Genomic DNA, 26,254 nt, shown 5'->3' with positions numbered 1-26,254 from the left:
TTGATCCAGGTCAATTCACGTATGTGGCCGGATCAGTCCCGGGCGGCGAGCCGCATCTTGATCGGGCCACGGGCGCGTCCGTTGATCATCTGTTCGAGATAGGGGTTGCCGGCATCCGGAACGGCTTCGCGTCTTCCGGACCATTTTATCTCGCCGTCGAAAAGCATGGCGACATTGTCGAACCGGCTCCGGGCGGCCTTCATATCGCCCGTAACGACAAGCACGGTCGTGCCTTTGCCGGCGGTCGCCCGCTCGATCAGGGAGAGGATCGAGTTTGTCAGGATCGGGTCTAGGCCCGCTGTCGGATCGTCGAGGATCAGCAGCTCCGGATTGCCGATCATGGCCCTGGCGACCCCGACGCGCTTCTGCATTCCGCCGGAAAGCTCGACGGGGAAGAGATCCGCCATCTCCTCGCCGAGCCCGACTTCCGCCATACGGATCAGTGCACGCTCGCGCGCCTTCTTGCGTGACATACGCTCCTGATTGATCAGCCTGAAGGCGACGTTCTCCCAGATTCTCAGGCTGTCGAAGAGAGCGTTCTGCTGAAACAGCATGCCGGCGCGCGACTGAAAGGCACTCCAACCGTCGGCATCCTGAGCATGCAGTTCCAGATTTCCATACTTCATGCTGCCGCTATCGATCGGCATCAGGCCGAGCAGGCATTTCAGCAGCACCGATTTTCCCGTGGCGGAAGGCCCGATCAGAACGGTGGACTCGCCCGCCGGGACTGTCAGCGAAATAGAGCGGAGGACTTCCTTATCGACGAAACTCTTGGCGAGCCCCTCGATCGTGATGGCCTCCGCGGCGCCAGACTGCATTCCTGCTGCTCCCCTCAGCGGGCGGCGCGCAGGTCCTTCGTCAGGCCTTCGTCGATCCGCCCTTCCTCATCGACGGCGACACCATAGACCGAGCGGGCCGCCTCCGGGGACACAAATCCGAGCACGACGTCGCGCGCCACTTCCGCCGGATCGCGCTCGAACGCGGAACCGAGGCCGCCGCCTCCGGGCATCGAGACGACGAGATGGTCGTCGCCGGAAATCGATTGCCGTCCCTTGGCGTTGAGACGGTCGTTCCGAAGCTTGCGCTCGATGATTCCGGCCTCGCCGTCGCCGCCGCCATTGCGGCCGCGTGCCGGATAGGTCACACGGTCGAACATGCAATTGATGGCGAAGGGGGCGTGCTGGGCGTGGGAGATTTCCATCACCTGTCCAACGCCGCCACGGAACTTGCCGGCCCCGCCGCTGTCGGTCCGGTACTCTTTCTTCCAGATCACCAGAGGGGCGATGGTTTCGTTCACCTCGATCGGTGTGTTGCGCACACCGGAGGGGAAGGCGGTTGCGTTGAGGCCGTCCTTGTTCGGTCGCGCGCCGGTGCCGCCGGCATGGAAGGTGTTGATCGCGAACGGCGTCGCGTCGCCGTAATCCTCGTCGGTCAGGCCATGGCCGCCGAGCAGCACCGGGTTCCAGAGGCATGATGTGCCTTCCGCCGGGACCCGGTCGGGGATCACCTGGTTGAGGCAACCGAGCACGACGTCGGGCAGCATCTGACCGATTACGTGCCGCGCGGTGACGGCGCAGGGATGCGGCGCGTTCAGGATCGAGCCTTCCGGCGCGGTGATGATCACCGGGGCAAGCGAGCCCGCATTGTTCGGCACCGCGCCGCCGATGACGCAGCGCACGCCGAAGCTGGCATAGGCCTGAGTATAGGTCAGAGGGACGTTAATGCCGAAGGTCGAGACCCCGGAGGTCCCGGAGAAATCCACCTCGATTTCTTCGTCGCGAATGGTGAGCGCCGCGACCAGATCGATCGGCGATTCGTACCCGTCGATCCGCATCGAGTTGCGGTAGGTGCCGTTCGGCAGTTCGCGGATTTCGGCCGCCATGCCGGCGCGCGCGCCCTCGATCACGTAGTCGGCGAGGGGAGCCAGATCGTCGAGGCCGAATTCCTTCATCATGTCCAGAAGGCGCTGGCCGCCGACATCGTTGCAGGCCGCGAGCGAGTAGAGATCGCCCTCGACCTCCACCGGGTTGCGAACGTTGGTGCGGATGATTTCGAGCACGGGCTCGCAGAATTCGCCATTCTCCGCGAGCCGCATGATCGGGATGTTGATGCCTTCCTCGTAGATCTGCCGCCCGTCCGGACCGAAGCCCTTGCCGCCGACATCGACCACGTGAGTGGTGCAGGCGAAGAGGGCGACGATCTCGTTGCCGCGGAAGGTCGGCGTGACGACGGTGAAGTCGTTGAGGTGTCCGGTGCCGAGCCAGGGATCGTTGGTCACGAACACGTCGCCCGGCTTCATCTTCGCGAGCGGATATTTTTGCAGGAAGAAGCCGACCGAAGCGGCCATTGCGTTGACGTGGCCCGGCGTACCGGTGACCGCCTGCGCCAGCATGCGGCCCTTGACGTCATAGACGCCGGCGGAAATGTCGCCGGCCTCGCGGGCCGAGGTGCTGAAGGCGGTGCGGATCAGGGTCTGGGCCTGTTCCTCCACGACGGAGAGGAGGCGGTTCCACTGGATCTGCATGCGGATCTGGTCGAGGGCGGAGGTTGTGCTCATGTGTCTGCTCCCTCAGGCCGCGGATTTGCGGGTCAGGACGAGATAGCCGAGTTCGTTTACCGCGGCGTCGAAGACCGAGGTGACGACCGTCGTGGTCTGCGCCTCGGCCACCAGCGCGGGGCCGGAGATCTTTGCGCCGACTGGCAGGTCGTCGCGCCAGTAGATTGCGGCGTCGACATAGTCGCTCGTCGCCGGATCGAACAGCTTGCGGCTGCCGGTCGGTATTGCTTCGCCGCCCTTCGGAGCCATCAGTTCGGTTTCTGTTTCGGGGCTCGGCGCCGTCATATTTAATGTCCAGCTCAGGATCTCCGGCTCCGGCCCCGGAATGATGCGTCCGTAGAGCCGCTTGTACTCGGTCTCGAAGGCGGCGCGGATCTCTTCGGCATGTTCGGCTGTAAGTGCGCCCGCCGGAAGCTGCACGGCAATCTCGTGTCCCTGGCCGACATAGCGCATGAAGGCGGTGCGGCCTTCGGCGAGCTTGGCTCCCTGGGCGCCGCTTTCGACGATGGCACGTGCTTCCTCGCCCATCTCGGCCAGCAGCGCGTTCGCGGCGCCCGCGTCGAAATCGGAGAGTTTCATGTAGCGGGAGCGCACGACCTCATAGGAGATCGGCGCGCGCAGGAAGCCGATCGCCGAGCCGACGCCGGCGCCGGTCGGTACCACGACTGTGGGGATGTCGAGCTTCTCCGCTAGGCGGGCCGCATGGAGCGGGGCTGCGCCGCCGAAGGCGATCATCGCCCGCGCCGCGATATCCTTGCCCCATTCGATGGCGTGGACGCGGGCGGCATTGGCCATATTCTCGTCTACGATCTCGCAGACGCCGAAGGCGGAGAGGGCGGGCGTCAGGCCCATCTTCTCTCCGATCTCGGCCTTGAGTGCCGCTTCCGCCTTCTCGGGCTTCAGCGCGACGGAACCACCGGCGAATTTCTCTGGATCGATCTTGCCGAGCACGACGTCCGCGTCTGTGACAGCGGGCTGAGTGCCGCCCTGATCATAGCTGGCAGGTCCCGGATCGGCGCCGGCGCTTTCCGGCCCGACAGCGATCCGGCCGAGTTTATCGATCGTTGCGAGCGAGCCGCCGCCGGCACCGATTTCGACCATCTCGATGGCCGGAATGCGCACCGGCCAGCCGCTGCCTTTCATATTGCGGTAGACGCGAGCGACCTCGAAGGTGCGCGTCATTTGCGGCAGGAAGTCGTCCAGCAAGCAGATCTTTGCGGTGGTGCCGCCCATATCGAAGGAGACGACACTGGAGAGATCGCATTCCCGGGCGATCTCGCTCGCCAGGATGGCACCGCCTGCCGGGCCGGACTCGACCAGCCGGATCGGGAAGCGCATGGCGGTGTCGAGAGAGGTCAGGCCGCCGCCCGAGGTCATCAGCAGGACCGGGCAATCGAACCCGCGTTTTTTCAGGTCCTCGCGCAGGATGCCGAGATAGCGCGACATGATGGGGCGCACATAGGCGTTGGCTGATGCGGTCGACTGCCGTTCGTACTCGCGGATCTCCGGGCAGACTTCGCTCGAGAGGGTGATGCTGAGGTCCGGGCGTGCCTTGCTCAGGATCTCCCCGACCCGCTCCTCATGCGCGCCGTTGGCGTAGGAATGGATGAGCCCCACTGCGATGGAGCCGATCTCGTGCTTGTCGATCAGGGGCACCAGCGCCTCGACGGAGCTTTCGTCGAGCGGGATCAGAACTTCGCCCTTGAAGTTCAGCCGCTCCCTGACCGGCCAGCGCAGATTGCGCGGCACCAGCGGGTCCGGCCGGTCGATATTGATGTCGTACTGCTCGAACCGGTTCTCGAAGGCCATTTCGACGGAATCGCGAAGACCTTCAGTAGTGATCAGAGCGGTCTTGGCGCCCTTGCGCTCGATTAGGGCGTTGGTCGCGAGCGTGGTCCCGTGGATCAGCAGGCCGATGTCCGCCGGGTTTGCGTTCGCCACTTCCAGAGCTTTCTCGATCCCGTTCATCACGCCGCGCTCCGGCATGGCGGGCGTGGTCAGGACCTTTGCCGTGTAGCGCTTAGGGCCAAATTCGAGGGCGACATCGGTAAAGGTGCCGCCAACATCGACCGCGAGGCGGCCGCGGATGCTGGACTCGGACATATTAGATCAATCGGCTGTGTAGAACGCAGTTTCAGAACGAAACCAAGGTCACTTAGACCTATTGCTTCGCAACCGTCAACGTTTGTGGCCCGATTAGAGCCGAACCACATTGGATGGCGACGTTTTCAGCACGTCGTTGCAGTATTTGCGCGCAGCCTCCTCCGCTTCGTCCGGGTTTTCGTAGAGAGATGTCGCGTGAGAAGAATCAACCTGACGTCCATCCTGCCAGATGGACCAGGGATATCGAATACCATCGGGGCTTGCCCAACACTCGATATAGATCTCGATCATGACTTCGAATCCAGGGTCGCTCGCCGGGACGGCAGGGGAAAATAGGCTGCGCGCCGCTCATCGCATGCGCAGGGCGCATTTAATCATCTCGGCGGGGCGGATGGCGAGAGCGGTTTTCCGGCTTTTGACCGGTTTTGGAATATCCAATTGAGGCAGTGGGATAAATTTTGGCGTGAACGTGTCCGCCGCGAGTGTCCGGCGAGCACTCAGTCGGGTATTAACCGCAAAAAGCGTGCGGAAAATTGCGGCGCTGAGGGCGGGAGTGGACCGTCGGTGCCGTGCAGGCCGGTTTCGACGAAGTCCTGCGCATTGTATTGCAGGTTGTCATAGATCTCGGCCGCAAGCTGTCGCGCGGTCCGGCCGCTCCAATTGTCCGGCATGAGCGGTGTCGGTAATCCGGGATCGCGGAGGAGGGCCCTCCGATAAGCGTGGATCATCAAAATCCGAAGCGTGAACGCCTCTTTCGGAGCCGGCTTTTCGGACGGTGCGAGAAGCCGGTCGCGCAGAGGCGTAAAGCGCCTGATGAATGCGCGATAGTCCTGATCCGTCGCATCGAGATGCCAGGCCTCGTGGCAAAGTGCCCGCAGAGTACCGGCTGCGCTGTTCGCCGTTGCTTCGAAGAGGGTCACCCTGTCTTCGAGGCCGAGCGTGGTTAGAGAGTCCTTTGCCCTCTGCAAATCGCTGCCGGTACCGATCAGCGCCTGCGTGCCCAGCATTCCGAAACCCGCCCATCCGAGTTCCCGGTGCAAAGCGTCCCGCTGCTCCGCATCGACGCTGCCGCCGAGGAGGGCGATGGTCCAGGGCGCGTTTTCATCGGGATCGCGCCGTTCGGTCAATGGAGCATAGATCTTGCGCTGAGCAGCATCGAACGCCCGCCGGCCGCCCGGGGTGAGGGCGTAGATGCTTCGCCTGCCAACCTGACGCGCGGCGAGCACGCCATCCTGCGTCAGGCGGAAGACCGATGTGCGGACAAGGCGCTCGCTGATGCCGAAACATTCCATGAGTCGGATCAGGTCGCCGAGCCAGGCTTCGCCGCCGTGCGGCAGGATCGCATCGCCGTAAACAGTGACGATCAGTGATTTCGCTCGTGGCTTGAGCGCCGCGAGAAGCGCGGCGGCATCGGTCGTGTCGGACTCGAGCTTGCGCGCGACACTCATCCGACTGCTCCATCCTCCACCAACGCGCCGCCGATCGTTCGGGAGCGGCCGCGGAAGTGGGCCACGACCGTACCGTCGGCACGCTGCACGACGGTGTCGTAGATCCCTGAACGACCGCGATGGAAGCGCTCCTCGCAAATGGCAACCAACTCGTCTCCCTCATGCGCCGGATTGACGAAGTCGATGTCGCAGCTCTGCGCGACGGTGAGCGCGTTTCCGGAATTGCAAGCAAAGGCGAAGGCACTGTCCGCAAGGGTGAAGATCAAGCCCCCGTGGCAGGTCTTGTGTCCGTTCAGCATCTCCGGCCGGACCGTCATCCTTAGGCATGCGTATCCCGGCCCGACCTCCTCGATGAGCATGCCGAAGTTCCGCGTAGCCGGATCGTTCTCGTGCATCCAGTCCGCGACTCTACGCGCAGTTTTGTTTGCCGGTTCCGTCGCCGTGACCGGAGGTTTGCTGTCATTCATGAGGTCTGCCTTTCGGTTAATATGATACAGTTTTTTCTGGACGCGGGAAGATTTTTGTATCATTTAAGTTTGAGCTATTCGGCAATGTCCGGGTTAAGCGAGGGAACGCAATGGCGCAAAGCCAAACACAGGGAATGGCCCCGGAAACAGACGAGGCCGCACATTTCCAGGCAAAGGTCGATCGTGAAATCAAGATCGAGCCGAGGGACTGGATGCCGGACGGGTACCGCAAGACCCTCGTTCGGCAGATCTCTCAGCACGCACATTCCGAGATCGTCGGCATGCTGCCGGAGGGCACCTGGGTAACCCGGGCGCCGTCGCTCCGCCGCAAGGTGCAGCTGCTGGCCAAGATTCAGGACGAGGGTGGGCACGGTCTCTATCTCTACAGTGCCGCCGAGACGCTCGGCACCAGCCGGGAGGAGATGGTCGACGCGCTGCATGAGGGGCGCGCCAAATATTCCAACATCTTCAATTACCCGGTGCTGTCCTGGGCCGATATCGGTGCGATCGGCTGGCTGGTCGACGGCGCGGCGATCATCAACCAGATCGCGCTTTGCCGCTGTTCCTACGGGCCCTATGCCCGCGCGATGGAGCGGATCTGTCGCGAGGAGAGTTTCCATCAGCGTCAGGGCTACGAGATCATGATGTCGATGGCCTTCGGGACGAAGGAGCAGAAACGGATGGCGCAGAGCGCGCTGGACCGCTGGTGGTGGCCTTCGTTGATGATGTTCGGGCCGAGCGACCGCGAGTCGGCGCATTCCTCCCAGTCCATGCAATGGAAGATCAAGCGGGTCTCGAACGACGATCTGCGCCAGCAGTTCATCGATATGACGGTGCCGCAGGCCGACTATCTGGGCCTAAGAATGCCGGACCCGGACCTGAAGTGGAACGAGGAGCGCGGCCACTACGATTTCGGCGAGATCGACTGGGCGGAATTGAAGCGCGTCGTCTCCGGCGACGGCCCGTGCAACAAGGAACGCATGGCGGCCCGTATCAAGGCGCACGAGGACGGTGCCTGGGTGCGCGACGCAGCGGCGGCCTATGCCGAGAAGCAGCGCATGCGCAAGGAAGCGGCGAAGATCGCCGCCGAATGAACGAATCCCGGCCTCCGAAGCCGGATCCATCGGGAGAGAGAGAATGACCACAGGGCACGACTGGCCGCTCTGGGAAGTGTTCATCCGGGCGCGCGAAGGCCTCAGCCACAAGCATGTCGGCTCGTTGCATGCGAGCGACGCGGAAATGGCGCTGCAGCATGCGCGCGACGTTTATACCCGCCGCCGCGAGGGCGAGAGCATCTGGGTGGTGCAGTCTACGGATATTGTCGCCTCGGCCCCGGCGGATAAGGAAAGCCTGTTCGATCCGGCGGACTCGAAGATTTACCGCCACCCAACTTTCTACGAGGTGCCGGACGAGGTTGAATGCCTCTGACCGGCAGCTTTGGAGACCTGAAACATGTCCGTTGAAGCGCAGCGTGAAGCTCTCTTCGAATATCTGCTCCGGCTCGGCGACAATGCCCTGATCCTTGGGCACCGGCTTTCGGAATGGTGCGGCAAGGGGCCGGTGCTGGAAGAGGATATCGCGCTTTCCAACATCGCGCTCGATCTGGTCGGCCAGGCCAATCTCTGGCTCGAATTCGCCGCGACCGTCGAAGGAGGGGAGCGGAGTGCTGACGAACTCGCCTTCAAGCGCGATGTACTGGACTGGCGGAATTTCCTGCTGGCCGAGCAGCCGAACGGCGATTTCGCGCAGACAATCGTCCGCCAGTTCCTTTTTGACTGTTTTCATGTCGAGCTGCTGCAGGCGCTGACAAAGTCTGCCAATCACGAGATCGCCGGCATCGCGGAAAAGGCGCTGAAGGAGGCGCTCTACCATCGCCGGCACAGCGGCCAGTGGGTAATTCGCCTCGGTGACGGGACGGAAGAGAGCCACGCCCGCGTGCAGGGGGCGCTGGATGCGCTCTGGGGATACACGCGGGAACTCTTCGATGGCGACGCTATCGACGAGATGATGATGCAGGCGGGGATCGCGCCCGACCCGGGCGATTTCGAGACGAACTGGAAAAACGCGGTCGGTGCCGTGCTTGCCGAGGCCACGCTCACCGTGCCGGCGGGCGACTGGTCTATCGGCGGCGGCAAGAAGGGGGTTCACTCTGAGCATCTTGGCTTTCTGTTGGCCGAGATGCAGTTCTTGCCGCGCGCCTATCCGGACGCGCAATGGTAAGGCCGGGAGATGCAGCCGCAATCCGCCAGCACGCCAGATGAGTCCCGGTTATGGGCTGCGCTTGAAGGGGTCTCGGACCCGGAAATCCCGGTGTTGTCCGTCGTCGATCTCGGCGTGGTTCGCGCGGTCGCGGTCGATGGCCATGCGGCCAAGATCACCATCACGCCGACCTATTCGGGTTGCCCGGCGATGTCCTACATCGAAATGATGGTGCGCGACGCTGCGCTCAAGGAAGGCTTCGCCGAGGTCGAGGTCAAGACCGTGCTGGCGCCGGCCTGGACCACCGACTGGCTGAGCGAGGCCGGGCGCGAGAAATTGCGCGGCATCGGGATCGCGCCGCCGGCCGAAAGCTCGACCTCCAAGCAGTCCCTGCTCGGGATCGATCCCGTGGTCGCCTGTCCGCGCTGCGGTTCGGAGAATACGGAGATCCTGAGCCAGTTCGGCTCGACGGCCTGTAAGGCGCTTTATCGCTGCACCGACTGCGCGGAGCCGTTCGACTATTTCAAATGCATCTAGGAGGAAAGCGGTCATGGCACGCTTCACCACACTGACCGTACGCGAGGTCCGGCCGGAGAGCCCGGACAGTGTCTCCATCGCTTTCGACCTGCCGGAAAACGCGAAGAGCGAATTCAGCTACCGGCCGGGCCAGTACCTGACGCTGCGAAAGGAGATCGACGGTCACGATGTGCGCCGTTCCTATTCGATCTGCAGCGGGCTCGGCGATGGCGAGATCCGGGTCGCGGTGAAACGGGTCGAGGGCGGGGCCTTTTCGGGCTTCGCGAATGACGAACTGAAGCCGGGAGACAGTCTGGAGGCGATGCTGCCGGAAGGGCGGTTCACGGCGGCGGTCGAACCGGGTGCGGCGCATACCTATGTCGCCTTCGCGGCGGGCAGCGGGATCACGCCGATCCTTTCCATCGCGAAATCGGTACTCGAGGCCGAACCGGGCAGCCGGTTCACGTTGTTCTATGGCAACCGCACGGTGCGCGACATCATGTTCCGCGACGCGCTGTCGGATCTGAAGAACCGCTATCCGGCCCGCTTCAGCATCCTGCACATCCTCAGCCGCGAGCCTCAGGAGGTGGCGTTGCTGAACGGCCGGATCGATCGGGAGAAATGCGAGACTTTCTTCCGCTCGATGCTGAACGTCCATGCGGTGGACCGCTTCTTTCTCTGCGGACCGGAAGGCATGATCGGCGATGTGCGGGCGGCGCTGGCCGATCATGGAGTGGAGGCGGAGAAAGTCAGCTTCGAGCTCTTCACGCCATCCAGCGACGCGGCGGCAAAGGCTGCCGCCGCGCGTCGGGCCAGAATGGCGAAAAAAGAGGGCGAGGCGCTCGCGTCAGGCTCGGAAGTGTCCGTGATCTACGATGGGGTGCAAACCGATTTCACGCTGGAGCCGGACGGCATCTCCATCCTCGATGCGGCCCTCGGGGATCGACCGGACATGCCATACGCGTGCAAGGGTGGGATGTGCTGCACGTGTAGGGCAAAGGTGGTCGAAGGGCGCGTCGAGATGGATCTGAATTACACGCTCGCCGAAGAGGAAGTGGAGCGGGGCTTTGTGCTGGCCTGTCAGGCCCACCCCGCGAGCGACAAGGTCGTACTGGATTTCGATGCCCGCTGACGGCCGCCGCACCCGTTAGGGCACGGCGTTCCGTCGGGGATCAGGCCATCCAGAAAGGCTTCTCGACTTCATAGTGGACGTCGGCCCGGCTGATGCCCATGTCGGCAAGTGCGCGGTCGTCGAGTTCGCGCAGCGACTCCCGCTGGCCGATGCGGTCTTCCCAGGTGAGCAGAAGTGCGACGAGGGTATGCAGTACGCCACCCTTGGCGCGCTTTTGCGCGAAGGCCGATCCGGTGGTTCCTGCAGTCATGACGGCGGCAGGAGCAACATTCAGGGTCTGGTTCTTAAACATGAAAGCTCTCCTTAATCAAAACGTCACACACGCTCATTCGTGTCTGTCGATGCGTTGGAATTTGGGGTATAAAATGCCGTACAACAAACGAGTTAATTTGTGGGATGAGTAAGTTTGGCTAATCCATGTTGAGCCGGCTTCCGCTCAATGGACTGCGTTGTTTCGAGGCTGCCGCGCGGCATATGAGCTTCAAGCTCGCCGCGGCGGAGCTGTTCGTGACTCCGGCCGCGGTCAGCCAGCAGATCAAGGCGCTGGAAACGGAACTCGGATGCCCGCTTTTTCTCCGCCGCCCGCGTGCACTGGAACTTACGCCGGAAGGGATGCGCCTTGCGCCCGTGGTGCGGGACGCGTTCTCGAGGCTGCTCGCGGCGGTCAACGATCTGAAGGAGCAGGAAGAGGGGCGTCCGCTGACGGTAAGCGTCTTGCCGTCTTTCGCGGTGAAGTGGCTGATCCCGCGGCTTTCCCGCTTTCGCATGCGCTATCCTGAGATCGATGTCCGCATCGCGGCCGAGGACCGGAGAGCGGATTTCGTCACCGACGGTGTCGACGTGGCGCTGCGGCTCGGCGACGGCAATTACGAAGGCTTGCATGTCGAGAAGATCATGAGCGAGCGGATCTATCCGGTCTGCAGCCCCGAAGTCGCGGCTCGGCCTCCCGGCCTCCGCAAGCCCGAGGACCTCAAGCACTATCCGTTGCTGCACGACGTGAATACTTTCGCCGGGGAAAGCTGGGATAACTTCCTGCAGCAGTTCGGCATCGAAGGCATCGATCTCAGACGCGGTGCGTTCTTCACCCAGATGGACATGGTTCTGCAGGCCGCTGTCGAGGGGCAGGGCGTAGCGCTCGCGCGCTCCCAGCTGGTGACAGACGATCTGCGGGCGGGGCGCCTTATCCGGCCGTTTGAAAACGAGATGCCCGCGCCGCTGGCTTACTATTTCGTCTGCCGCGAGGACGCGCTGCGCTCCAACAAGGTCTCCGTCTTCCGGGACTGGGTTCTCGACGAGGTGCGCCGGGACGGTATTCTGGACGAGCCGGAGTAATGGCCGAGCGGGAGCAGTGGGGGAGCCAGTTCGGCTTCGTACTGGCCACCATCGGGTCCGCGGTCGGTATCGGGAATATCTGGCGTTTTCCCTACGTTGCCGGAGAGAATGGCGGCGGCGGTTTTCTTCTCGTCTATATCCTCTGTGTGCTGCTGATCGGGCTGCCTCTCGTCATTGCGGAGCTGGCCGTCGGGCGTGCGGCGCGTCTCGACACGATCTCGGCCTTTCCCGCGCTTGCGCCGCGCAGCCCCCTTCGCCGCACGGGATGGGTGGCGGTGATCGCGGGAACGGTCATCCTGAGCTTCTACGCGGTCGTCGCGGGCTGGACGTTCCGTTATTTTGTCTCCGCTGTAAGCGGTTCTCTCTGGGAAGCGGGCGAAACTGGTTTCGCTGGATATTTTTCCGGTTTCACCGGGCGGACGGCGGAGCCGCTGCTCTGGCAGGCAGCGGCTGTTCTCCTTGCGGGACTTGTGGTCGCGCGCGGCGTACAGAGCGGGATTGAAAGGCTCAATAAATGGGCGATGCCGGTTCTCGCGGCAATCATGATCGCGCTCGCATTTTATGGTTTGTTGCGCTCCGACGGCACCGCCGGACTTGAGTATCTTTTCCGGATCGACCCGGAGACTTTCACGCGCCCCGGCGTCTATATCGCGGCGCTTGGTCAGGCGTTTTTCTCCATTGGCATCGGCATGGCCATCTTCGTGACCTACGGCAGCTATATGCAGCCGGAGACGCCGATCCTCAAATCCGCTCTCTTCATCGTCTCCGGCGATACGCTCTTTGCGGTTTTCGCAGGCATTGCGATTTTTCCCGCGGTCTTCGCGCACGGCCTCGATCCGGCTTCCGGCCCGGACCTGGCATTCGTCGCCCTGCCACGGGTGTTCAGCGAAATCACAGGCGGTGCAATGCTGGCCGTCGCGTTCTTCTTCCTGCTGGCGGCTGCGGGGCTGACCTCGATGATTTCGATCCTGGAGGTGCCTGTCGCGGTTTGCATGGACCGTTTCGGTCTGTCTAGAACAGCGGCAGCCACCATTATGTGTTTGCTCATATTTGCATTGGGGCTTGTGCCCGGACTCGGTTTCAGCCTCCTGAAGGATGTCAGGATCGCAGGAGAAGATCTGTTCGGAATCTTCGACCATATAGCCTCTTCGGTCCTTCTGCCTCTCAGCGGGATATGCGTCTCGCTCTTCGTCGGCTGGAGCCTCCATCGCCGGGACGCACTTGTATTTTCCGGATTGCGGGAGCGTCTCGGAATTTCGTGGATCTGGCTCTTACGGATCATCGTGCCGCTGCTGGTCGCGCTCGTGCTGTTGAACGGACTTGTCGAGCTCTGACCTTATTCAGTCGGTAAAATCGGGAATGCCGGCACCGATATCGAAAAATCTGCGATCCATGACATTCTGCACTGCGAGGCGCTCCGGTTCCGTCAGCGATCGCTCGGATCGCTCCTGACGCGTGCTGCAGAAATAGACGAACTTTCTGTTTTCTCTCTCGTCACCGATCGGCAGCGCGACGGTCTGGCGGAAATCGAGGTTGCCGCTGTCCAGAGAAGATATCAGCGTGACCGTCATTCCTGCCGGATGGTTTCTCACGAGGAAGATCGCCTTGGATGCCTTTGCCCGCCGGTCGGGCTCGACGAAATCGAGGTAGTTTTTTCCGGTGCTCTCGCTGCCGTAATGGCGCACGATCGCTGTCCCGACCAGCCTGAGGCGGATATTGTCGGGGGCGATCAACTCGTGAATAACGATGTTCGGGAGAAGGTGTTTGATATTGCTCGGGTCGAACTCTGCGCGATCGGGCATCATCCGACCGGCCCGCAGTGAGAGCCAATAGTCGAGAAAATCCCGTCCGGCGCTGCTAAGGCTGTCGCGGATTGAGATGTCGGGCGAGTTCATCTTGGATGACCCACGCAGTTTGTCTCCGTTTTTATCGTGCAGCCCATACTGACTATCTGGCTGCCGGGTCCGCGCCTCGTCGGTGCTTTACAGCCGATATCGCAGACCTCCGGGCCTCATGCGTCATCGCAGGGGCCTTTTTGCCGTGGCTCGGACCGGACAAGTGCAACAGCATTTGCGCAATTCGTCAAAGCATCGCCGCGCCGGGAGCTGAAATGTCGTCTGGCGCTGCTCTGGCGGCTGGTTCATGATTCGACCCTACCGAAAGGAAATATACATGCCGAAAGAGACGTCAGAGATCAAAGGCTATCACGCACACATCTATTTCGATTCCGAGACCGCCGAAACGGCCCGGCGCTTGCGCGAGGAGATCGAACGCCGCTTCGATATCGAGATGGGCCGGTTCCACGAAAAACCGGTCGGGCCTCACCCGCGCTTCAGTTATCAGGTCGCATTCGCGCCGGAGCTATTTGGCACTTTCATTCCCTGGCTTGCACTCAATCGTGAGGGGCTCACCGTTTTCGTCCATGCCGAAACCGGAGACGAACTCCGCGACCATACTGCGCATGTTTTCTGGCTGGGCGAGTCCGAGGGCCTGAAACTCGACATTTTTGAACGCTGAGGCGCGGCCTCAGGGCACGAGCCAGGATCCGCTGCCGTTTGGAGGCGCCAGCCGGTACCGGCGATTGCCTTCGGGCGAGAGCTTGAGGATGTCTACGCTGTCGGGCGCGAAGCCGAGCACAGCGAAGTTCTCGAAGCCTCCGCCCGGGTTATTTTCAGGAATGCCATCGCCCGGAGCGGGCAGCGGCGTTCCCGGCGGGTGGGCGGCCAGGTAATTGCGCCTGTTGCTCGGGGGGAGTGCTTCCCATGCCGCGTGCCTCTTGCAGTCGTCCCCGACCACGGCGATCCGGCCGCGGAGTCTCACCTGGAGGCCGACGCCGTGATCGTAGAAGACGAGGGTAACAGTTTGGGGAGTGCCGAGTTCGCGGATTTTAGCGCTGCGCCGGTCGGTATGAAGTGTGACGCGCCAGTGCTCCCGCTCGAAGGAACGAAGGATCAGCGTGCGGGCATCGGCGCCGCCCGACCCGTCCGCCGTAGCCAGCACCGGATAGCGGAACGGCGCGTTCCGGTCCACCGGAGCCGCGCCCAGGAGGTCTATTGCCTTCTCCAGAAGCTCTTCGGCATCTGCGCCGTGCCGGCTGCTCATTCAGCCGCTTCCATGGCGCCTTCACGCAGGGTCGCCCGGCGGGCCAGAAACAGGCTGACATGGGCGCCGAACGTGCCGATCAGGAGCGCATATGCGAGTGCAGAATAACCGGTCGCGTCCTGAAAATAGCCGACCAGAACGGTCGCCAGACCGCCGGCGCACATCTGCATGAAGCCCATCAGTCCGGATGCGGCGCCCGCGATGGCCGGGTTGACGCTGACAGATCCGGCGATCGCGTTGGGCTGGCTCATGCCGTTTCCGAAGGCGACGAGCGCAAACGGGAGGAAGATCGCGGTCGCGCTGATTACGTCGAGTGCGGACAGGGTTGTCAGGACGAATGCGCCGAGGAGCGAGACGCTGCAGCCGAGCAGGATCATCCGGTCGATCCCGAGGCGCCGGGAGATCCGTGTCGCGATGAAATTGCCCGACATGTAGGAGAGCGAGACGACGATGAAATAAAAGCCGTAGATCTGCGGCCCCAGGCCCAGAATCTCGATCGTGACGTAAGGCGCGGAGGAGAGAAACGCGAAGAAGCAGCCGATCGAGAATGAGGTGTTCAGGGTATAGCCGAGATATGCCTTGGATGAGAGCAGGGCACCGTAATTGCGCAGCAGTCCTGCAACGTCGATCCGTTCGTCACGTTGCTGGTGCGTCTCATGCAGTGTCGGAAAAGCATAGACGAGAACGGCTCCGCCGGCGGCGGCGACGAGGAGAAATCCAGCGTACCAGCCGAATGCGCTGTCGAGGTAGCCACCGACAGCAGGTCCGATCATCGGCGCGACGGCCATTGCCATCGTGATGTAAGCGATAACCGGGGCGGCCTCGTCGCGTTCATAGACGTCGCGCACGATGGCGCGGCCGAGCACCATGCCGGCACAGCCGCCGAGGGCCTGGAATACGCGTCCCGCGATCAGCAGGTCGATCGAGGTCGCAAAAGCGCAGAGCAGGCTTGCGAGAGCGAAAACGCCGAGCCCGGCCAGCAGAGTCGGTCGGCGCCCGATGCGATCGGAGACCGGACCGTAAATGAGCTGGCCGATCGCAACGCCGGCGAGATAGAGCGTGAGGGTAAGCTGAACGGTCCCGTAATCGGTGCCGAAGAGGGATACCAGACCCGGCATCGAGGGCACGAAAAGGTTGAGCGCCAGCGGCCCTGTCGCCGTTGCGGCGATCAGCACGAGTATCGGGGGTGCCTTTGGCTTTCCGGTCACGGGGGTCACCTGTTTTTCCTGCTTTGGACGCCGGGCGGGAGAGCGGATGCCGATCCTGGGCGCTTCTGATAAATAAGCTGAATTGGCGTCGATGCAAATGCGCTGACGCTTCGGCAGGCACTGTTTCGTGATTGGCATCAGATTGACCGGCCGTACGGTTTGACTTATTTTCCAGTTTCCAGAACTCCGGGCAGAAGATCCGGTAATTAGGGATAGAAATGGTCTCTGGCGTCGACACAGGTATCATCATCCGCGCGAACAGCGCCTTTATAGGTTCGGTGTTCGGCCGAAACCAGGATGAGGACACTCCCTTCCAATCCGTCGAGAGCGGCGCCGCAGGCAATGCCGGTACTCCTGAGGAATCCGGTGTACCGTCTTCCGTCGTTATTGCCCCGTTTGGGAACGGAGAGGCGGGAGACGGCGAAGACGAGGGACCGTTTTTCGTTTCCGGACTGAACGGACTCTTGGCGCCTCCGAGCATTGCCGCCGTCCAGGAAGAAGACGGAGAAGGCGAAGAAGGGGAGGAAAGCGGCTCCGGGCCGGGGGCTGCGATCGTCGAGCCGTCCGAACCGTCTCAAGAGGGCGCGCAGGATGCCTCTGCCGCGGAAGGCGAGGAAGAAACCGGCAATGGCGAGCTTTCCGAAGAAGAGCAGGAAATCGTCGACGACTTGAAGCAGCGCGACGCCGAAGTGCGCCGCCACGAGCAGGCACATAAGGCGGTCGGTGGCCAGTATGCCGGCGCGATCTCCTACACCTACCAGTCCGGCCCCGACGGCAACCGCTACGCGGTCGGCGGCGAAGTGCCGATCGACGCGAGCCCCATCCCAGGCGATCCCGAAGCGACCATCCGCAAGCTGCAACAAGTGCGCAGCGCGGCCTTGGCGCCGGCTGAGCCCTCCGGGGCAGATCGCGCCGTTGCCGCACAGGCGACGCAGGGGATCCAGCAGGCGCGCGCCGAACAGGCTCAGGAATCAGCGGAAGAACTGGAGGCGTTGTTCGAGGGGGGGGAAGAGGCGACCGACGACACGGAGATAGCTTCGCCCGAAACCGGGCCTGCGGAGGCCGCGGAGACAGAGCGTAGTGCTGAGTCCGGTCCGATTTCCTCCGTGCTCGATGGGGCGGGCACAGACAATTCCGGAGAGAACGGACCTGAGCTCTCCGGTCGGTCCATCGGCGAGAACGCTTCGGAGAGCGGCCCGTTTGCCGTGCGTCCGGAGGACGAGCAAGACTCGAAACTTTTGGGGGAGCGGACCGATCGCCGGTCACCCTTTGACTTCAATCCTTCCGCCGGGCGACAGACCTTAGATATTGTTATTTGATCAAAGCCTTATTCGCCTTCGTTCAAGCAACTTCTAAAGCTTTCCTCGGACTGATTTGGTGCCTCGCTGCAGGCGACGAAGCGGTCCCGGCAAAGGTCGAAATCATTGTCGCTGCCGACGAACCTGAGTTCGTCGCAGAAATCCAGAAAATGTCGCGCCACTGTCTCGAAAGTCTCGCTCCGGCGCTGTTCTGCGACTTCCGGCGCGCGGTTGAGCGGCGCCAGATTGAGCATCTGCGCGATTGCCTCATTGGCCCTTTTTAGCGGGATTTCGGCCTGCTCCATTTCACCTAGCTCGGTCCAGTAGCGGACGTGAAGCGTGTCGCCGAGCATGAAGTCGCGCAGCGGGGGCGGGACAATGCCCTTCTTCAGCGCGCCCCATATGATGAAATGGACACCTTTGTCGGTGATTTCGTACAGAGTGGGCTTGAAGCCGACTTCCAGCTCTTTCAAGGATTCCAAGTTCACCGGATCGCGGCCGTCGATCCAGTAGGTGGGCAGGCGCTTTCGGCTGATGCTCTTTTCCACATGCCGTGGCATCCGGAATTCGGCCCAGAGCGAATTGTCCTCTCGTTTCTGGAAGTGGAAGCGATAACCCTTGCGGGTCAGGATCCGTGCTTCAAGCACAGGCGCCTTTGTGATCGGGTCTGTCAGGACCTCGACATACCATTGGATCGTCTGCGCGCCCGCTGCAGGTACCAAGACCGAGAGCAAAAGCATCGCCGCGACGACAACCAGTCCGGGCCGCGTCCGGCGGCCGGTTGACGAGGCTAGGCAAGGGTGCTGTCGATCCATTCTCGGGTGCGGTCCTTCCGTTCTGCCGGAGCTGAGTTTTCTCACATACCATGCATCGAAGGCCCCCGTCACGCCGCCGGGCGGCGTGTTGCGGCTTGCAAGTGTCCGATTTCGAAACTATTTTTTAATCCATCGGAGCTATTGGTGGTCGTATGAGCATCTCAGGAGCACTCAACATTGCGGTTTCCGGTGTCCTGTCCGCAGGCGCGCGAACCGGCAATGCCGCGAACAATCTCGCGAATGTCCGCAGTGTCGCCGCGCCAGCGGACGAGGTGCTGCGCCCGGGCGAAGAGATTCCGGAAACAAATGCCAATGGCGAGCGGATCTTCCGTCCGACGGAGGTTCAGGCCACTACGGCGGGACCCGCCGGTGTGCAAACGCAAACCACGCTTGTCGATCCCGCTTCCTTCCCGATCTACGATCCGAGCGCGGCCGATGCCAACGAGGACGGTCTCTCCTCGATCCCGAACGTCTCGATCGAGCAGGAAACGGTCAATCTGATTGGCGCCCAGCGGCAGTTGGAAGCCAACGTTGCGGTGATCCGCACCGGCGACGAACTGCTCGAAGAAGCTATCGACATTCTCGCCTGACCGCCGGCGCTAACCCGGGTTGCCCGACTCCTTTTCTTTCAGCGCCTTGAGTGCTGCGTCGAACGGCAGCCGGACACAGTCATGCCGGGTCTTGAAGTCGCGGACCGGTGCGAAGCTTTCGAGCCCCTGCCAATCCAGACTATCCTCTGTGCTGCCGTCCAGGTAAGCGATCAGGCGATTACGGACCGCTTCCAGATCATGCAAATCGTGTCCGGGGGCGTTTTCCCTGATGAGCGCGGCCGACGCTTCGCAGAGCGCGCACCCCTGGACCCGGTGGCCGACCTCTGTGACCTTGCCGTCTTCCAGTTTCAGATCGATCGTCACCCTGTCTCCGCAGAGCGGGTTGTCCACCCTTGCGCTCGCATCCGCGTCTTCCAGCCGCCGGTTGCCGCGGCCTTCCTTGGCGAGACGCAGGATCTCCGCCTGATAGAGCGCGTCGCTCATCTCACTCCACCTTTTCGGGCTGGCCGCCCGCTTCTCTCAGCATTTCGGGGGTATCGATATCGAGGTGAACGCCGGGCTCTGACAGCTCGACCTCGTGGACGAGATCGGCAAACTCGGCCAGCAATGCCTTCGCGCCGCGGTCGCCGGAGAGTTCCTGCATTTCCGAAAAAAAACGGCTGTCCCAGAGGATCGGGTTACCGCGTTTCCCTTCCTGTACAGGGACAATGATGGCCCGGCCTTCGACCGGGTCATAAGCCGAGATCAGCCTGTTCAGAACGTCCGCGCCGACATGCGGCATGTCGCCGAGGCAAATGACTGCGGCTTCAGTCCCCACAGGCAAGGCCGAAATCCCGGCGCGCACGCTGGTACTCAGCCCGGCGGCGAAATCGGGGTTGTGGATGAAGCCGACATCGAGACCGGAGAGGGCGGTTCTAATCTTGTCCGGCTCGTGTCCTGTGACCACAAGGACCTTGCCTGCGGACGAGGCGAGAGCTGCTCCCGCCACGTGGCGGACAAGCGGCGTGCCATCAAGTGTGCCGAGCAGCTTGTTTGTCGGGCCCATTCGCGTCGATTTGCCGGCCGCAAGCACGATGGCCGCTATTTCCGGCCGCTCCCGCTGTTTGCCGGCTTTGTCGGTCCGTTTCGCGCTGGCCCGGGGCAGAGGGCGATGGGCAACGTCTTTCAGCAAGCCGCCGGCTCCCATCCGCATGATGTCCTGCGGCCGGAGCTCGAGGCCGGCGCATATCCGCTGCAGCGCCCAATCGAACCCGTTCAGCTTCGGCGAGCGTGCACAACCCGGCATGCCGATGACCGGGATCTTTCCAATCCGGCCGATGAGCATCAGGTTGCCGGGATCGACCGGCATGCCGAAATGCAGGATCTCGCCGCCGACCTGTTCGATCGCGCTCGGGATGATGTCACGGCGATCGACCACAGCGGATGCGCCGGAGATCAGGATCAGGCCCGGTTTCGCTGCCTCCGCTTGCCGGATCGCTGAAGAGAGCGCGTCGAGCGCATGCTCGCAGCGCGTTTCTGAAATCAGACTTGAGCCGAGTGCATCCAGGCGGTCGGCCGTCACGCGCATCGTGCTGTCGAGGACGCTTTCCTTTGTGCCGGGCAGATGCGTTTGCAGAAGGATGGTGTCAATCGGCGAGAAGGCTTTAACGCTGACCAGCGGACCGCCCTGGGTCGCGAGCGCTTCGGCAATCCGCACAAGGCTTTCCGGAACGGCAAAGGGAATGATCTTCAGCGTTCCGATCATCTGTCCGGCGGAGACGGCCTGAAACGGGGGGACGAGCCCGAGAGTGACGCTCTCGTCGACCAGGTTGAACGCATCGAGCCGGGCCGGATCGTAGAGCACGACCCCATCGGTTTCTGCGAAGAGGTTGGCCCGACCGGTAAAAGCGCTGCCGGCGCGGGTTTCAGCACCGCGGGCGGCTTCGGCCAGAATGTCCGCAGCCCGGTCCTCAGCGATGTCGCCCCGGTCGAGGCGCGCGCAGACAACGCGCTCGATCCCCGCGGCTTTCAGAGCGGCCAGATCGTCTGCTTCGAGTATCCGGCCTTTTTTCAGACTGCGGCCGTCGAGCCGGCGGCTGTGGGCGAGGATCGCGCCCTCGGCCTCCGCGACCGGCAATTCACCGAAATACATGGATCTCTCAGGCCGCGGCCTTGAGCGGCTCGGCCCCGTGTTTGACGGCGGTCATCTCCGCCAGTACTGAAATGGCGATCTCGGCCGGGGAAACCGCGCCGATGTCGAGCCCCGCCGGACCATGCAGGCGGGCGAAGTCCCTGTCGGAGAATCCATCCTCGCGCAGCCGCTCCAGCCGCCGCGCATGGGTGCGCTTGCTGCCAAGGCAGGCAATGTAGAAGGCATCGCTCTTGAGCGCGACCTGCAGCGCCGGGTCGTCCAGTTTGGGGTCGTGGGTGAGTGTCACGATCGCAGTGCGGCTGTCCGGCTTTAGCGCTTCGAGAGCTTCATCCGGCCAATCGTCGCTGAGATCCACGCCGGGGAAGCGGTCTTCCGTCGCGAAAGAGGCGCGCGGATCGACGATGGTGACGGCATATCCGGCCAGCGCGGCCATTGGCGCAAGCATCTGGCTGATATGGACGGCGCCGACCACGATCATGCGGAGCGGCGGATTGTGGACATGAACGAAATGCGCGCCGTCGGTGCTGATGCCGCTGCGATCGTCGCGCATCCGGGTACGCGCCTCGACCACAAGCTGGTCCGTGAGCGCCAGCGGGCCCTCGGTGCCGTCCACGCTGACCAGCGCCTGTTCTCCGCCCTCTAAGCGCGTCACCATGGCCACGGGAGACTTCGCTTCCCGGTAAGCCATCAGGGCATCGAACAGTTCGGCTTTCATTTTATTGTCCTTCGATCCGTTCCACGTAGACCTTCACCTCGCCGCCGCAGGCGAGCCCGACTTCCCAGGCCTGTTCGTCACTGACGCCGAAATCGAGCATGCGCGGCTGGCCGTCCTGAATGGACTGCATCGCCTCGCGTACCACGGCACCTTCGATGCAGCCACCGGATACGGAGCCGATCATCGCACCGCTATCGTCGATTGCGAGTTGGCTGCCCACAGGGCGGGGCGAACTGCCCCAGGTCTTTACCACGGTCGCGACCGCGATCCGGCGGCCGTCGCGGCGCCATTCCGCGATCCGACCCAAAATATCGTCCTGTTGTCTCGGATCGTATTTGTTCATCTTGCCGGTCTCCCTTCCCATCCGCGGGGAGGGAGGCTCAGGCCGTCTCCGCCGCTTCGATCTCGGCCAGTTTGCCGAGCCAGTCTCCCATTCCCTTGCGCCGGATTCCGGCCGGTTCTCCCAACAGTTTCGCCAGATCTTCCAGGCTGTCGAGAGAATGCACCGGGCGGAACTCGTCCACATGGGGCAACAAGGCCCGAACTCCCATGGATTTGGGAGCGAAGCCGTCGTAGCGCAACAGCGGGTTGAGCCAGATCAGCCTGCGACACGACTTATGCAGTCGTTCCATTTCGGCACCGAGCCCCTTGCCGGCCTCCCGGTCGAGGCCGTCCGTGATGAGGAGGACGACCGCACCCTGGGTCAGTACCCGGCGGGACCAGTGACGGTTGAAATCGTGCAGACAATGACCGATTCGCGTTCCGCCCGACCAATCCTCCACGGAGGCGCTGATCTTGTCCAGCGCTTCGTCCACGTCCTTGTGCCGGAGATAGCGCGTCACGTTGGTCAGCCGGGTGCCGAAAAGGAAGGTATGGACCCGGTCCCGGTCGTTGGTCAGCGTGTGCATAAAATGTAGCAGCATGCGAGAATAACGCGTCATCGAGCCGGAAATGTCGCAAAGCGTGACGAGCGGCGGCGGGCGCATCCGGCGTTTCTTGAGCTGCAAAGGGATGATGTCGCCGCCCGATCGGAGCGCTTGGCGCAGCGTGTTCCGCAGATCGACCCTGCGGCCGTAGGGGCTCGGAGAGAAGCGGCGGGTGGGAATGTCGGCGAGCGGCAGATGCATCTTTTCGATCGCCCGGCGGGCCGCGCGGATTTCCTCCGCGCTCATCTTCTCGAAATCCATCCCCTGCAGCAGTTCCTCGTCGGAATAGGTCATCACGGCGTCGAGCTGGATTTCCTGCTCCTGTTCACGGTCGGGCGCGCTGGCGTCCTCGCCCTGTTCCTGCTGCTGGCTCAGGGCGTCGGAGACCCGGCGGCTGATTTTCTCTGCATCTTCTTCGTTCGCGTCGCCGGCAAGCTGCATTTCCGGCAACACCATCTGCATCATCTTCTCCAGGATGCGTGGGTTGCGCCAGAAGATGTGGAACGCCTGGTCGAAGATCTCGCGTTGGTCGCGCCGGTTCACGAAGACCGCGTGCAGCGTCCAGTAGAACACCTCACGGTCGGTGATCCCGACGGTCCGGACAGCCTCGATCGCGTCCATGACCTTGCCGGGGCCGACCGGCAGGCCGGCGGCGCGCAGGACGCGTGCGAAATGCAGGATGTTTTCGACCAACCGTCCGCCGCCGCTCTCCGGGAGCTCCGGCATTTCTCCCGGCGGCGGGGCGCGGTCGTCAAGCGGCGCCATGCGGGCTTAGCCGGCCATGGCCAGCTCGGTGCGCACCTGGGTCAGGATGCGGTTGGCCTCGCTGCCCTGGATCTTCTGGATATCGTCCTGGTACTTCAGCAGCACGCCGAGCGTGTTGTCGACGGCGCTCGGGTCGAGCGCGAGATAGTCGAGCTGCACCAGCGCATGGGTCCAGTCGATGGTCTCGGCGACACCGGGCTGCTTGAAGAGATCCATCTTGCGCAGCTCGTGTACGAAAGCGACGACCTGGCGGCTGAGATCCTCCGGCGCGGTCGGCGCTTTCTTGCGCAGGATCTCAAGCTCGCGCTCGGCGTTCGGATAATCGACCCAGTAGTAGAAACAGCGCCGCTTCAGGGCGTCGTGGATCTCGCGCGTCCGGTTCGAGGTGATGATCACGATCGGCGGCTCTTCCGCCTTGAAGGGGCCGATTTCCGGGATCGTCACCTGATAGTCGGAGAGCACTTCGAGCAGGAAGGCCTCGAACGGCTCGTCCGTGCGGTCAAGTTCGTCGATCAGCAGCACCGGCGCGCCGCCCTCGGTCGGCTCCAGCGCCTGCAGGATCGGGCGCTTGATCAGGAATTCGTCGGAGAACAGATCGGCGGCGAGTGCCTTGCGGTCGGCGCCGCCCTGCGCCTCCGCCATGCGGATCTCCAGCATCTGGCGGGAATAATTCCACTCGTAGACCGCGGAGGAAACGTCGAGCCCCTCATAGCATTGCAGGCGGATCAGCTTGCGGCCGAGAGTTTCGGACAGGACCTTGGCGATCTCGGTCTTGCCGACACCGGCCTCGCCTTCGAGGAACAGCGGCCGCTTCAGCTGCAGGGCGAGATGCAGCGCGGTCGCGAGCGGGGTGTCGGCGACGTACTGACCCTGCCCGAGGAGGGCGAGCGTGTCTTCGACGGAAGCGGGGAGCGAAGCGGTCATGAACGGGATCCGGATCTCTGATCGGCAATCCCGTTGAGATAGCATGCGGACCGGGCGGTTTAAAGTGCCGCACGGCGGCGCGGGCAGCACCTGGTCCGTGCTTCCCGCGAACGGGCTAACCCTGTTGAAAGACCGCCCCCGAGGCGATCAGCCGGTCGATCTCGCTGCTGCCGATGCCACCCTCCGAGAGAATCTCCCGGCTGTGCTCGCCAAGCCTTGGTGCGCCGAGGCGGTAGGAAGCGGGGGTGGACTCATAGCGGATCGGTTGCCCAACAAGGCGGATCTCTCCCTCGCTCCGGTGCCGGAAGAGCGGCCAGAAGCCGATCTCGTCGAGATGAGGATCCTGCAGCAGATCTTCCGTACCCATGACCTGCATGGCGGGAACGTCGATCGCGGCGAAGAGGGCGAGCCACTCCGCCGTGCTGCGCTCTGGCGAGGCCTTCGCGACGATCTCGTAAAGACGGCCGATATTGCGGGAGCGCTCTGCGGGATCGGTGACCCAATGTTCGCCGGTCAGATCGTCCCGCCCGATCGCCGCGAGATAACTCGTCCAATGCCGTGTGGTGTACGGCAGGAGGGCGACATGGCCGTCCTTCGTCCGGTACGGCTTGCGGTGCGGCGCGAGCACCCGATCGTAGCCGGTCGGGCCCGTTCGCGGCGGGAAGGTCGCTCCCTGCAGGTGCTCCGGATGGAGAAAAGCAACAAGGCTCTCGAACATTGGGACCTCGACGAACTGGCCGATCCCCAAGCGCTCCCGCGCCACCAGTGCCATCGAGACGGCCGAGAGACACATCAGACCCGTGACTTTGTCCGCGATCACGGTCCGGCTGTAGGCCGGTGTGCCGTCCGCCCGGTCGTGATAGTCGACCAGCCCGCAGGCTGCCTGGATGATGTCGTCATAGGCCGGGCGCCCCGCATAAGGTCCCTGTTCGCTGAAGCCGTAGGCGCCGCAATAGATCAGTTTCGGGTTCTTGCTTCAGTTCCTCGTAAGCGAGGCCGAGGCGCCGCATGGCCGCGGGCCGGATCGAGCTGACGAACACGTCGGCGCTCCGGACCAGCTCCAGCAGTGCATCCCGCGCACCAGAGTCTTTCAGGTCCATGGAGAGAGAGCGCTTGTTGCGGTTCACATTGAGGAAAACCGTGCCCATTCCGGGGTTTCGGAACGGGGTGACATTTCGCGTAACGTCCCCTTCCAGGGACTCGACCTTGATGACATCGGCACCCATGTCGCCCATGATCTGGGTCGCATAAGGACCCAGCAGTACCGAGGTCAGATCAAGGACCCGGATCCCCGCAAGGGGGCCGGCCGCCGTTTCCTCCGCCATTTTCTTAATTTTTCCCGAGAAGACCCGTGACAGATGCACCGATCATAGAGACCGGATACGAAAACCTGAACCATGTCGAGGAGGCGGTGTCGCAGCGCCGTTCGGTCCGCGCCTATTTGCCCGATCCGGTGCCGGAGGAAACCGTCTCCCGGATCCTTTCGCTCGCCGGCCGGGCGCCGAGCGGAACCAACATGCAGCCTTGGAAGGTCCATGTGGTGACCGGCGCGGCGCGGGAGCGGCTCTGTTCGGAGATTGTCGAGGCGCATCGCGAGGGCGCCGAGCATAGCGGCGAGTATCAGTACTATCCGAAGGAGTTCTTCGAGCCTTTCAAGGCGCGGCGCCGCGCGGTCGGTTGGGCGCTTTATGGACTGCTAGAGATCACAAAGGGCGACTTCGAGAAGACCAAGGCGCAGCACGCCCGGAACTTCACCTTCTTCGACGCACCGGTCGGGCTGATCTTCACCATCCATCGCGGGCTCGAAATCGGCAGCTGGCTCGATTTCGGCATGTTCATGGAAAACGTGATGATCATCGCCCGCAGCCACGGGCTCGAGACCTGCCCTCAGGCCGCTTTTGCAACCTATCACAAGATCATCCGCAGCCATCTGGATCTCGCGGACGAGGATGTCGTGGTGGCCGGTATGGCGCTCGGCAAGGCCGATTGGTCGAAGATCGAGAACACACTCATTACGGAGCGGATGGCGCTTGAGGACTACGTCCGGTTCCATCGCGGCTAAGAT

28 protein-coding genes and 1 pseudogene are annotated in these 26,254 nt (G+C 62.9%); 11 read left to right on the top strand and 18 right to left on the bottom strand.

Annotation, left to right across the window (positions count from 1 at the left end; translation table 11 throughout):
* Positions 1-32: 32 nt before the first annotated feature.
* The 6 genes from NUH88_RS01165 to paaI form a co-directional block, all read right to left on the bottom strand.
* The gene (locus NUH88_RS01165) at positions 33-818 is read right to left on the bottom strand and encodes an ABC transporter ATP-binding protein (RefSeq protein WP_257769451.1); all 786 of its coding nucleotides are present in this window, start codon (positions 816-818) and stop codon (positions 33-35) included.
* A 14-nt stretch (positions 819-832) separates the two neighbouring features.
* Positions 833-2,557 (bottom strand): hydantoinase B/oxoprolinase family protein, encoded by a 1,725-nt coding sequence (locus NUH88_RS01160; RefSeq protein ID WP_257769450.1) that lies wholly within the window; start codon positions 2,555-2,557, stop codon positions 833-835.
* 12 nt (positions 2,558-2,569) lie between these two features.
* On the bottom strand, positions 2,570-4,660 hold the full coding sequence (locus tag NUH88_RS01155) for a hydantoinase/oxoprolinase family protein (protein WP_257769449.1): 2,091 nt from the start codon (positions 4,658-4,660) through the stop codon (positions 2,570-2,572).
* Between the two features lie 93 nt (positions 4,661-4,753).
* On the bottom strand, positions 4,754-4,951 hold the full coding sequence (locus NUH88_RS01150; protein WP_257769448.1) for a hypothetical protein: 198 nt from the start codon (positions 4,949-4,951) through the stop codon (positions 4,754-4,756).
* A 206-nt stretch (positions 4,952-5,157) separates the two neighbouring features.
* Positions 5,158-6,108 carry a PaaX family transcriptional regulator gene (locus NUH88_RS01145; RefSeq protein ID WP_257769447.1) on the bottom strand — a complete coding sequence of 317 codons (951 nt, stop codon included), beginning with the start codon at positions 6,106-6,108 and terminating at the stop codon, positions 5,158-5,160.
* Complete coding sequence (gene paaI, locus NUH88_RS01140; RefSeq protein ID WP_257769446.1) at positions 6,105-6,575, bottom strand: hydroxyphenylacetyl-CoA thioesterase PaaI; 471 nt, start codon at positions 6,573-6,575, stop codon at positions 6,105-6,107. Before paaI ends, NUH88_RS01145 begins: the two co-directional genes overlap by 4 nt.
* Positions 6,576-6,685: 110 nt before the next feature.
* Here paaI and paaA point away from each other — a divergent pair, with 110 nt between their 5' ends.
* Genes paaA through paaE form a run of 5 tightly spaced genes read left to right on the top strand, consistent with a single transcriptional unit; the run spans position 6,686 to position 10,422 of the window.
* Entirely contained in the window at positions 6,686-7,669 is a 984-nt protein-coding gene (paaA, locus tag NUH88_RS01135) for a 1,2-phenylacetyl-CoA epoxidase subunit PaaA (RefSeq protein ID WP_257769444.1), read from the top strand.
* A 43-nt stretch (positions 7,670-7,712) separates the two neighbouring features.
* The gene (paaB, locus tag NUH88_RS01130; protein WP_257769442.1) at positions 7,713-8,003 is read left to right on the top strand and encodes a 1,2-phenylacetyl-CoA epoxidase subunit PaaB; all 291 of its coding nucleotides are present in this window, start codon (positions 7,713-7,715) and stop codon (positions 8,001-8,003) included.
* 24 nt (positions 8,004-8,027) lie between these two features.
* Complete coding sequence (gene paaC / locus NUH88_RS01125; protein ID WP_257769440.1) at positions 8,028-8,795, top strand: 1,2-phenylacetyl-CoA epoxidase subunit PaaC; 768 nt, start codon at positions 8,028-8,030, stop codon at positions 8,793-8,795.
* Between the two features lie 9 nt (positions 8,796-8,804).
* Positions 8,805-9,311, top strand: a complete 507-nt coding sequence (gene paaD / locus NUH88_RS01120) for a 1,2-phenylacetyl-CoA epoxidase subunit PaaD (RefSeq protein WP_257769439.1) — start codon at positions 8,805-8,807, stop codon at positions 9,309-9,311.
* A 13-nt stretch (positions 9,312-9,324) separates the two neighbouring features.
* Complete coding sequence (gene paaE, locus NUH88_RS01115; protein ID WP_257769438.1) at positions 9,325-10,422, top strand: 1,2-phenylacetyl-CoA epoxidase subunit PaaE; 1,098 nt, start codon at positions 9,325-9,327, stop codon at positions 10,420-10,422.
* A gap of 40 nt (positions 10,423-10,462) precedes the next feature.
* Here paaE and NUH88_RS01110 read toward each other — a convergent pair whose 3' ends face one another.
* The gene (locus NUH88_RS01110; protein WP_257769437.1) at positions 10,463-10,714 is read right to left on the bottom strand and encodes a DUF1127 domain-containing protein; all 252 of its coding nucleotides are present in this window, start codon (positions 10,712-10,714) and stop codon (positions 10,463-10,465) included.
* 125 nt (positions 10,715-10,839) lie between these two features.
* Here NUH88_RS01110 and NUH88_RS01105 point away from each other — a divergent pair, with 125 nt between their 5' ends.
* Complete coding sequence (locus tag NUH88_RS01105; RefSeq protein ID WP_257769435.1) at positions 10,840-11,754, top strand: transcriptional regulator GcvA; 915 nt, start codon at positions 10,840-10,842, stop codon at positions 11,752-11,754.
* Complete coding sequence (locus tag NUH88_RS01100; protein WP_257769433.1) at positions 11,754-13,088, top strand: sodium-dependent transporter; 1,335 nt, start codon at positions 11,754-11,756, stop codon at positions 13,086-13,088. Before NUH88_RS01105 ends, NUH88_RS01100 begins: the two co-directional genes overlap by 1 nt.
* Before the next feature lie 6 nt (positions 13,089-13,094).
* Here NUH88_RS01100 and NUH88_RS01095 read toward each other — a convergent pair whose 3' ends face one another.
* Entirely contained in the window at positions 13,095-13,649 is a 555-nt protein-coding gene (locus NUH88_RS01095) for a PAS domain-containing protein (protein WP_257769431.1), read from the bottom strand.
* A gap of 277 nt (positions 13,650-13,926) precedes the next feature.
* Here NUH88_RS01095 and NUH88_RS01090 point away from each other — a divergent pair, with 277 nt between their 5' ends.
* Complete coding sequence (locus NUH88_RS01090; RefSeq protein WP_257769429.1) at positions 13,927-14,271, top strand: DOPA 4,5-dioxygenase family protein; 345 nt, start codon at positions 13,927-13,929, stop codon at positions 14,269-14,271.
* A 9-nt stretch (positions 14,272-14,280) separates the two neighbouring features.
* Here the strand turns inward: NUH88_RS01090 and NUH88_RS01085 are convergent, their stop codons facing one another.
* Both NUH88_RS01085 and NUH88_RS01080 read right to left on the bottom strand, forming a co-directional pair.
* Positions 14,281-14,856 carry a pyridoxamine 5'-phosphate oxidase family protein gene (locus NUH88_RS01085; protein WP_257769427.1) on the bottom strand — a complete coding sequence of 192 codons (576 nt, stop codon included), beginning with the start codon at positions 14,854-14,856 and terminating at the stop codon, positions 14,281-14,283.
* Positions 14,853-16,064: a multidrug effflux MFS transporter gene (locus NUH88_RS01080; RefSeq protein ID WP_257769425.1), complete on the bottom strand. Its 1,212-nt coding sequence runs from the start codon at positions 16,062-16,064 to the stop codon at positions 14,853-14,855. The genes NUH88_RS01085 and NUH88_RS01080 overlap by 4 nt, the downstream gene beginning before the upstream one ends.
* 464 nt (positions 16,065-16,528) lie before the next feature.
* Here NUH88_RS01080 and NUH88_RS01075 point away from each other — a divergent pair, with 464 nt between their 5' ends.
* The gene (locus tag NUH88_RS01075; protein WP_257769423.1) at positions 16,529-17,383 is read left to right on the top strand and encodes a putative metalloprotease CJM1_0395 family protein; all 855 of its coding nucleotides are present in this window, start codon (positions 16,529-16,531) and stop codon (positions 17,381-17,383) included.
* A gap of 8 nt (positions 17,384-17,391) precedes the next feature.
* Here NUH88_RS01075 and NUH88_RS01070 read toward each other — a convergent pair whose 3' ends face one another.
* Positions 17,392-18,249 carry a hypothetical protein gene (locus tag NUH88_RS01070; protein WP_257769421.1) on the bottom strand — a complete coding sequence of 286 codons (858 nt, stop codon included), beginning with the start codon at positions 18,247-18,249 and terminating at the stop codon, positions 17,392-17,394.
* An 80-nt stretch (positions 18,250-18,329) separates the two neighbouring features.
* On the opposite strand from NUH88_RS01070, the gene NUH88_RS01065 reads away from it, so the two are divergent.
* On the top strand, positions 18,330-18,767 hold the full coding sequence (locus NUH88_RS01065) for a flagellar basal body rod protein FlgC (RefSeq protein ID WP_257769419.1): 438 nt from the start codon (positions 18,330-18,332) through the stop codon (positions 18,765-18,767).
* A 9-nt stretch (positions 18,768-18,776) separates the two neighbouring features.
* On the opposite strand, the gene NUH88_RS01060 is transcribed toward NUH88_RS01065, so the two are convergent.
* From NUH88_RS01060 to NUH88_RS01030, 7 genes and pseudogenes are all read right to left on the bottom strand, one after another.
* Positions 18,777-19,211, bottom strand: a complete 435-nt coding sequence (locus NUH88_RS01060; RefSeq protein ID WP_257769417.1) for an iron-sulfur cluster assembly scaffold protein — start codon at positions 19,209-19,211, stop codon at positions 18,777-18,779.
* A 1-nt stretch (position 19,212) separates the two neighbouring features.
* The gene (locus tag NUH88_RS01055; RefSeq protein ID WP_257769416.1) at positions 19,213-20,859 is read right to left on the bottom strand and encodes an NTP transferase domain-containing protein; all 1,647 of its coding nucleotides are present in this window, start codon (positions 20,857-20,859) and stop codon (positions 19,213-19,215) included.
* A gap of 7 nt (positions 20,860-20,866) precedes the next feature.
* Entirely contained in the window at positions 20,867-21,574 is a 708-nt protein-coding gene (locus tag NUH88_RS01050) for an XdhC family protein (protein ID WP_257769415.1), read from the bottom strand.
* A gap of 1 nt (position 21,575) precedes the next feature.
* Entirely contained in the window at positions 21,576-21,917 is a 342-nt protein-coding gene (locus tag NUH88_RS01045) for an XdhC family protein (RefSeq protein WP_257769414.1), read from the bottom strand.
* Between the two features lie 37 nt (positions 21,918-21,954).
* Entirely contained in the window at positions 21,955-23,265 is a 1,311-nt protein-coding gene (locus NUH88_RS01040; protein ID WP_257769413.1) for a vWA domain-containing protein, read from the bottom strand.
* Positions 23,266-23,271: 6 nt separating this feature from the next.
* Positions 23,272-24,189: an AAA family ATPase gene (locus NUH88_RS01035; RefSeq protein ID WP_257769412.1), complete on the bottom strand. Its 918-nt coding sequence runs from the start codon at positions 24,187-24,189 to the stop codon at positions 23,272-23,274.
* Positions 24,190-24,304: 115 nt separating this feature from the next.
* Positions 24,305-25,514 (bottom strand): annotated as a pseudogene (locus NUH88_RS01030) (CaiB/BaiF CoA transferase family protein).
* A 26-nt stretch (positions 25,515-25,540) separates the two neighbouring features.
* Between NUH88_RS01030 and NUH88_RS01025 the strand changes: the two are divergent.
* The gene (locus tag NUH88_RS01025) at positions 25,541-26,251 is read left to right on the top strand and encodes a nitroreductase (RefSeq protein WP_257769411.1); all 711 of its coding nucleotides are present in this window, start codon (positions 25,541-25,543) and stop codon (positions 26,249-26,251) included.
* Positions 26,252-26,254 lie beyond the last annotated feature (3 nt).

Origin of the sequence: Nisaea acidiphila (assembly GCF_024662015.1) — a bacterium.
Taxonomy (GTDB): Bacteria; Pseudomonadota; Alphaproteobacteria; order Thalassobaculales; family Thalassobaculaceae; genus Nisaea; species Nisaea acidiphila.
This window is presented reverse-complemented; position numbering and strand designations above follow the sequence as displayed.

Bases quoted from the DNA above. Each gene is read 5' to 3' on its own strand.
- NUH88_RS01050 (WP_257769415.1), bottom strand. From the start codon at position 21,574: ATGAAAGCCGAACTGTTCGATGCCCTGATGGCTTACCGGGAAGCGAAG.
- NUH88_RS01150 (WP_257769448.1), bottom strand. From the start codon at position 4,951: ATGATCGAGATCTATATCGAGTGTTGGGCAAGCCCCGATGGTATTCGA.
- NUH88_RS01090 (WP_257769429.1), top strand. From the start codon at position 13,927: ATGCCGAAAGAGACGTCAGAGATCAAAGGCTATCACGCACACATCTAT.
- paaD (WP_257769439.1), top strand. From the start codon at position 8,805: ATGCAGCCGCAATCCGCCAGCACGCCAGATGAGTCCCGGTTATGGGCT.
- paaA (WP_257769444.1), top strand. From the start codon at position 6,686: ATGGCGCAAAGCCAAACACAGGGAATGGCCCCGGAAACAGACGAGGCC.
- NUH88_RS01035 (WP_257769412.1), bottom strand. From the start codon at position 24,189: ATGACCGCTTCGCTCCCCGCTTCCGTCGAAGACACGCTCGCCCTCCTC.
- NUH88_RS01110 (WP_257769437.1), bottom strand. From the start codon at position 10,714: ATGTTTAAGAACCAGACCCTGAATGTTGCTCCTGCCGCCGTCATGACT.
- NUH88_RS01065 (WP_257769419.1), top strand. From the start codon at position 18,330: ATGAGCATCTCAGGAGCACTCAACATTGCGGTTTCCGGTGTCCTGTCC.
- NUH88_RS01100 (WP_257769433.1), top strand. From the start codon at position 11,754: ATGGCCGAGCGGGAGCAGTGGGGGAGCCAGTTCGGCTTCGTACTGGCC.
- NUH88_RS01045 (WP_257769414.1), bottom strand. From the start codon at position 21,917: ATGAACAAATACGATCCGAGACAACAGGACGATATTTTGGGTCGGATC.
- NUH88_RS01155 (WP_257769449.1), bottom strand. From the start codon at position 4,660: ATGTCCGAGTCCAGCATCCGCGGCCGCCTCGCGGTCGATGTTGGCGGC.
- NUH88_RS01105 (WP_257769435.1), top strand. From the start codon at position 10,840: ATGTTGAGCCGGCTTCCGCTCAATGGACTGCGTTGTTTCGAGGCTGCC.
- paaI (WP_257769446.1), bottom strand. From the start codon at position 6,575: ATGAATGACAGCAAACCTCCGGTCACGGCGACGGAACCGGCAAACAAA.
- NUH88_RS01055 (WP_257769416.1), bottom strand. From the start codon at position 20,859: ATGTATTTCGGTGAATTGCCGGTCGCGGAGGCCGAGGGCGCGATCCTC.
- NUH88_RS01160 (WP_257769450.1), bottom strand. From the start codon at position 2,557: ATGAGCACAACCTCCGCCCTCGACCAGATCCGCATGCAGATCCAGTGG.
- NUH88_RS01095 (WP_257769431.1), bottom strand. From the start codon at position 13,649: ATGAACTCGCCCGACATCTCAATCCGCGACAGCCTTAGCAGCGCCGGA.
- paaC (WP_257769440.1), top strand. From the start codon at position 8,028: ATGTCCGTTGAAGCGCAGCGTGAAGCTCTCTTCGAATATCTGCTCCGG.
- NUH88_RS01040 (WP_257769413.1), bottom strand. From the start codon at position 23,265: ATGGCGCCGCTTGACGACCGCGCCCCGCCGCCGGGAGAAATGCCGGAG.
- NUH88_RS01145 (WP_257769447.1), bottom strand. From the start codon at position 6,108: ATGAGTGTCGCGCGCAAGCTCGAGTCCGACACGACCGATGCCGCCGCG.
- NUH88_RS01060 (WP_257769417.1), bottom strand. From the start codon at position 19,211: ATGAGCGACGCGCTCTATCAGGCGGAGATCCTGCGTCTCGCCAAGGAA.
- NUH88_RS01165 (WP_257769451.1), bottom strand. From the start codon at position 818: ATGCAGTCTGGCGCCGCGGAGGCCATCACGATCGAGGGGCTCGCCAAG.
- paaE (WP_257769438.1), top strand. From the start codon at position 9,325: ATGGCACGCTTCACCACACTGACCGTACGCGAGGTCCGGCCGGAGAGC.
- NUH88_RS01085 (WP_257769427.1), bottom strand. From the start codon at position 14,856: ATGAGCAGCCGGCACGGCGCAGATGCCGAAGAGCTTCTGGAGAAGGCA.
- paaB (WP_257769442.1), top strand. From the start codon at position 7,713: ATGACCACAGGGCACGACTGGCCGCTCTGGGAAGTGTTCATCCGGGCG.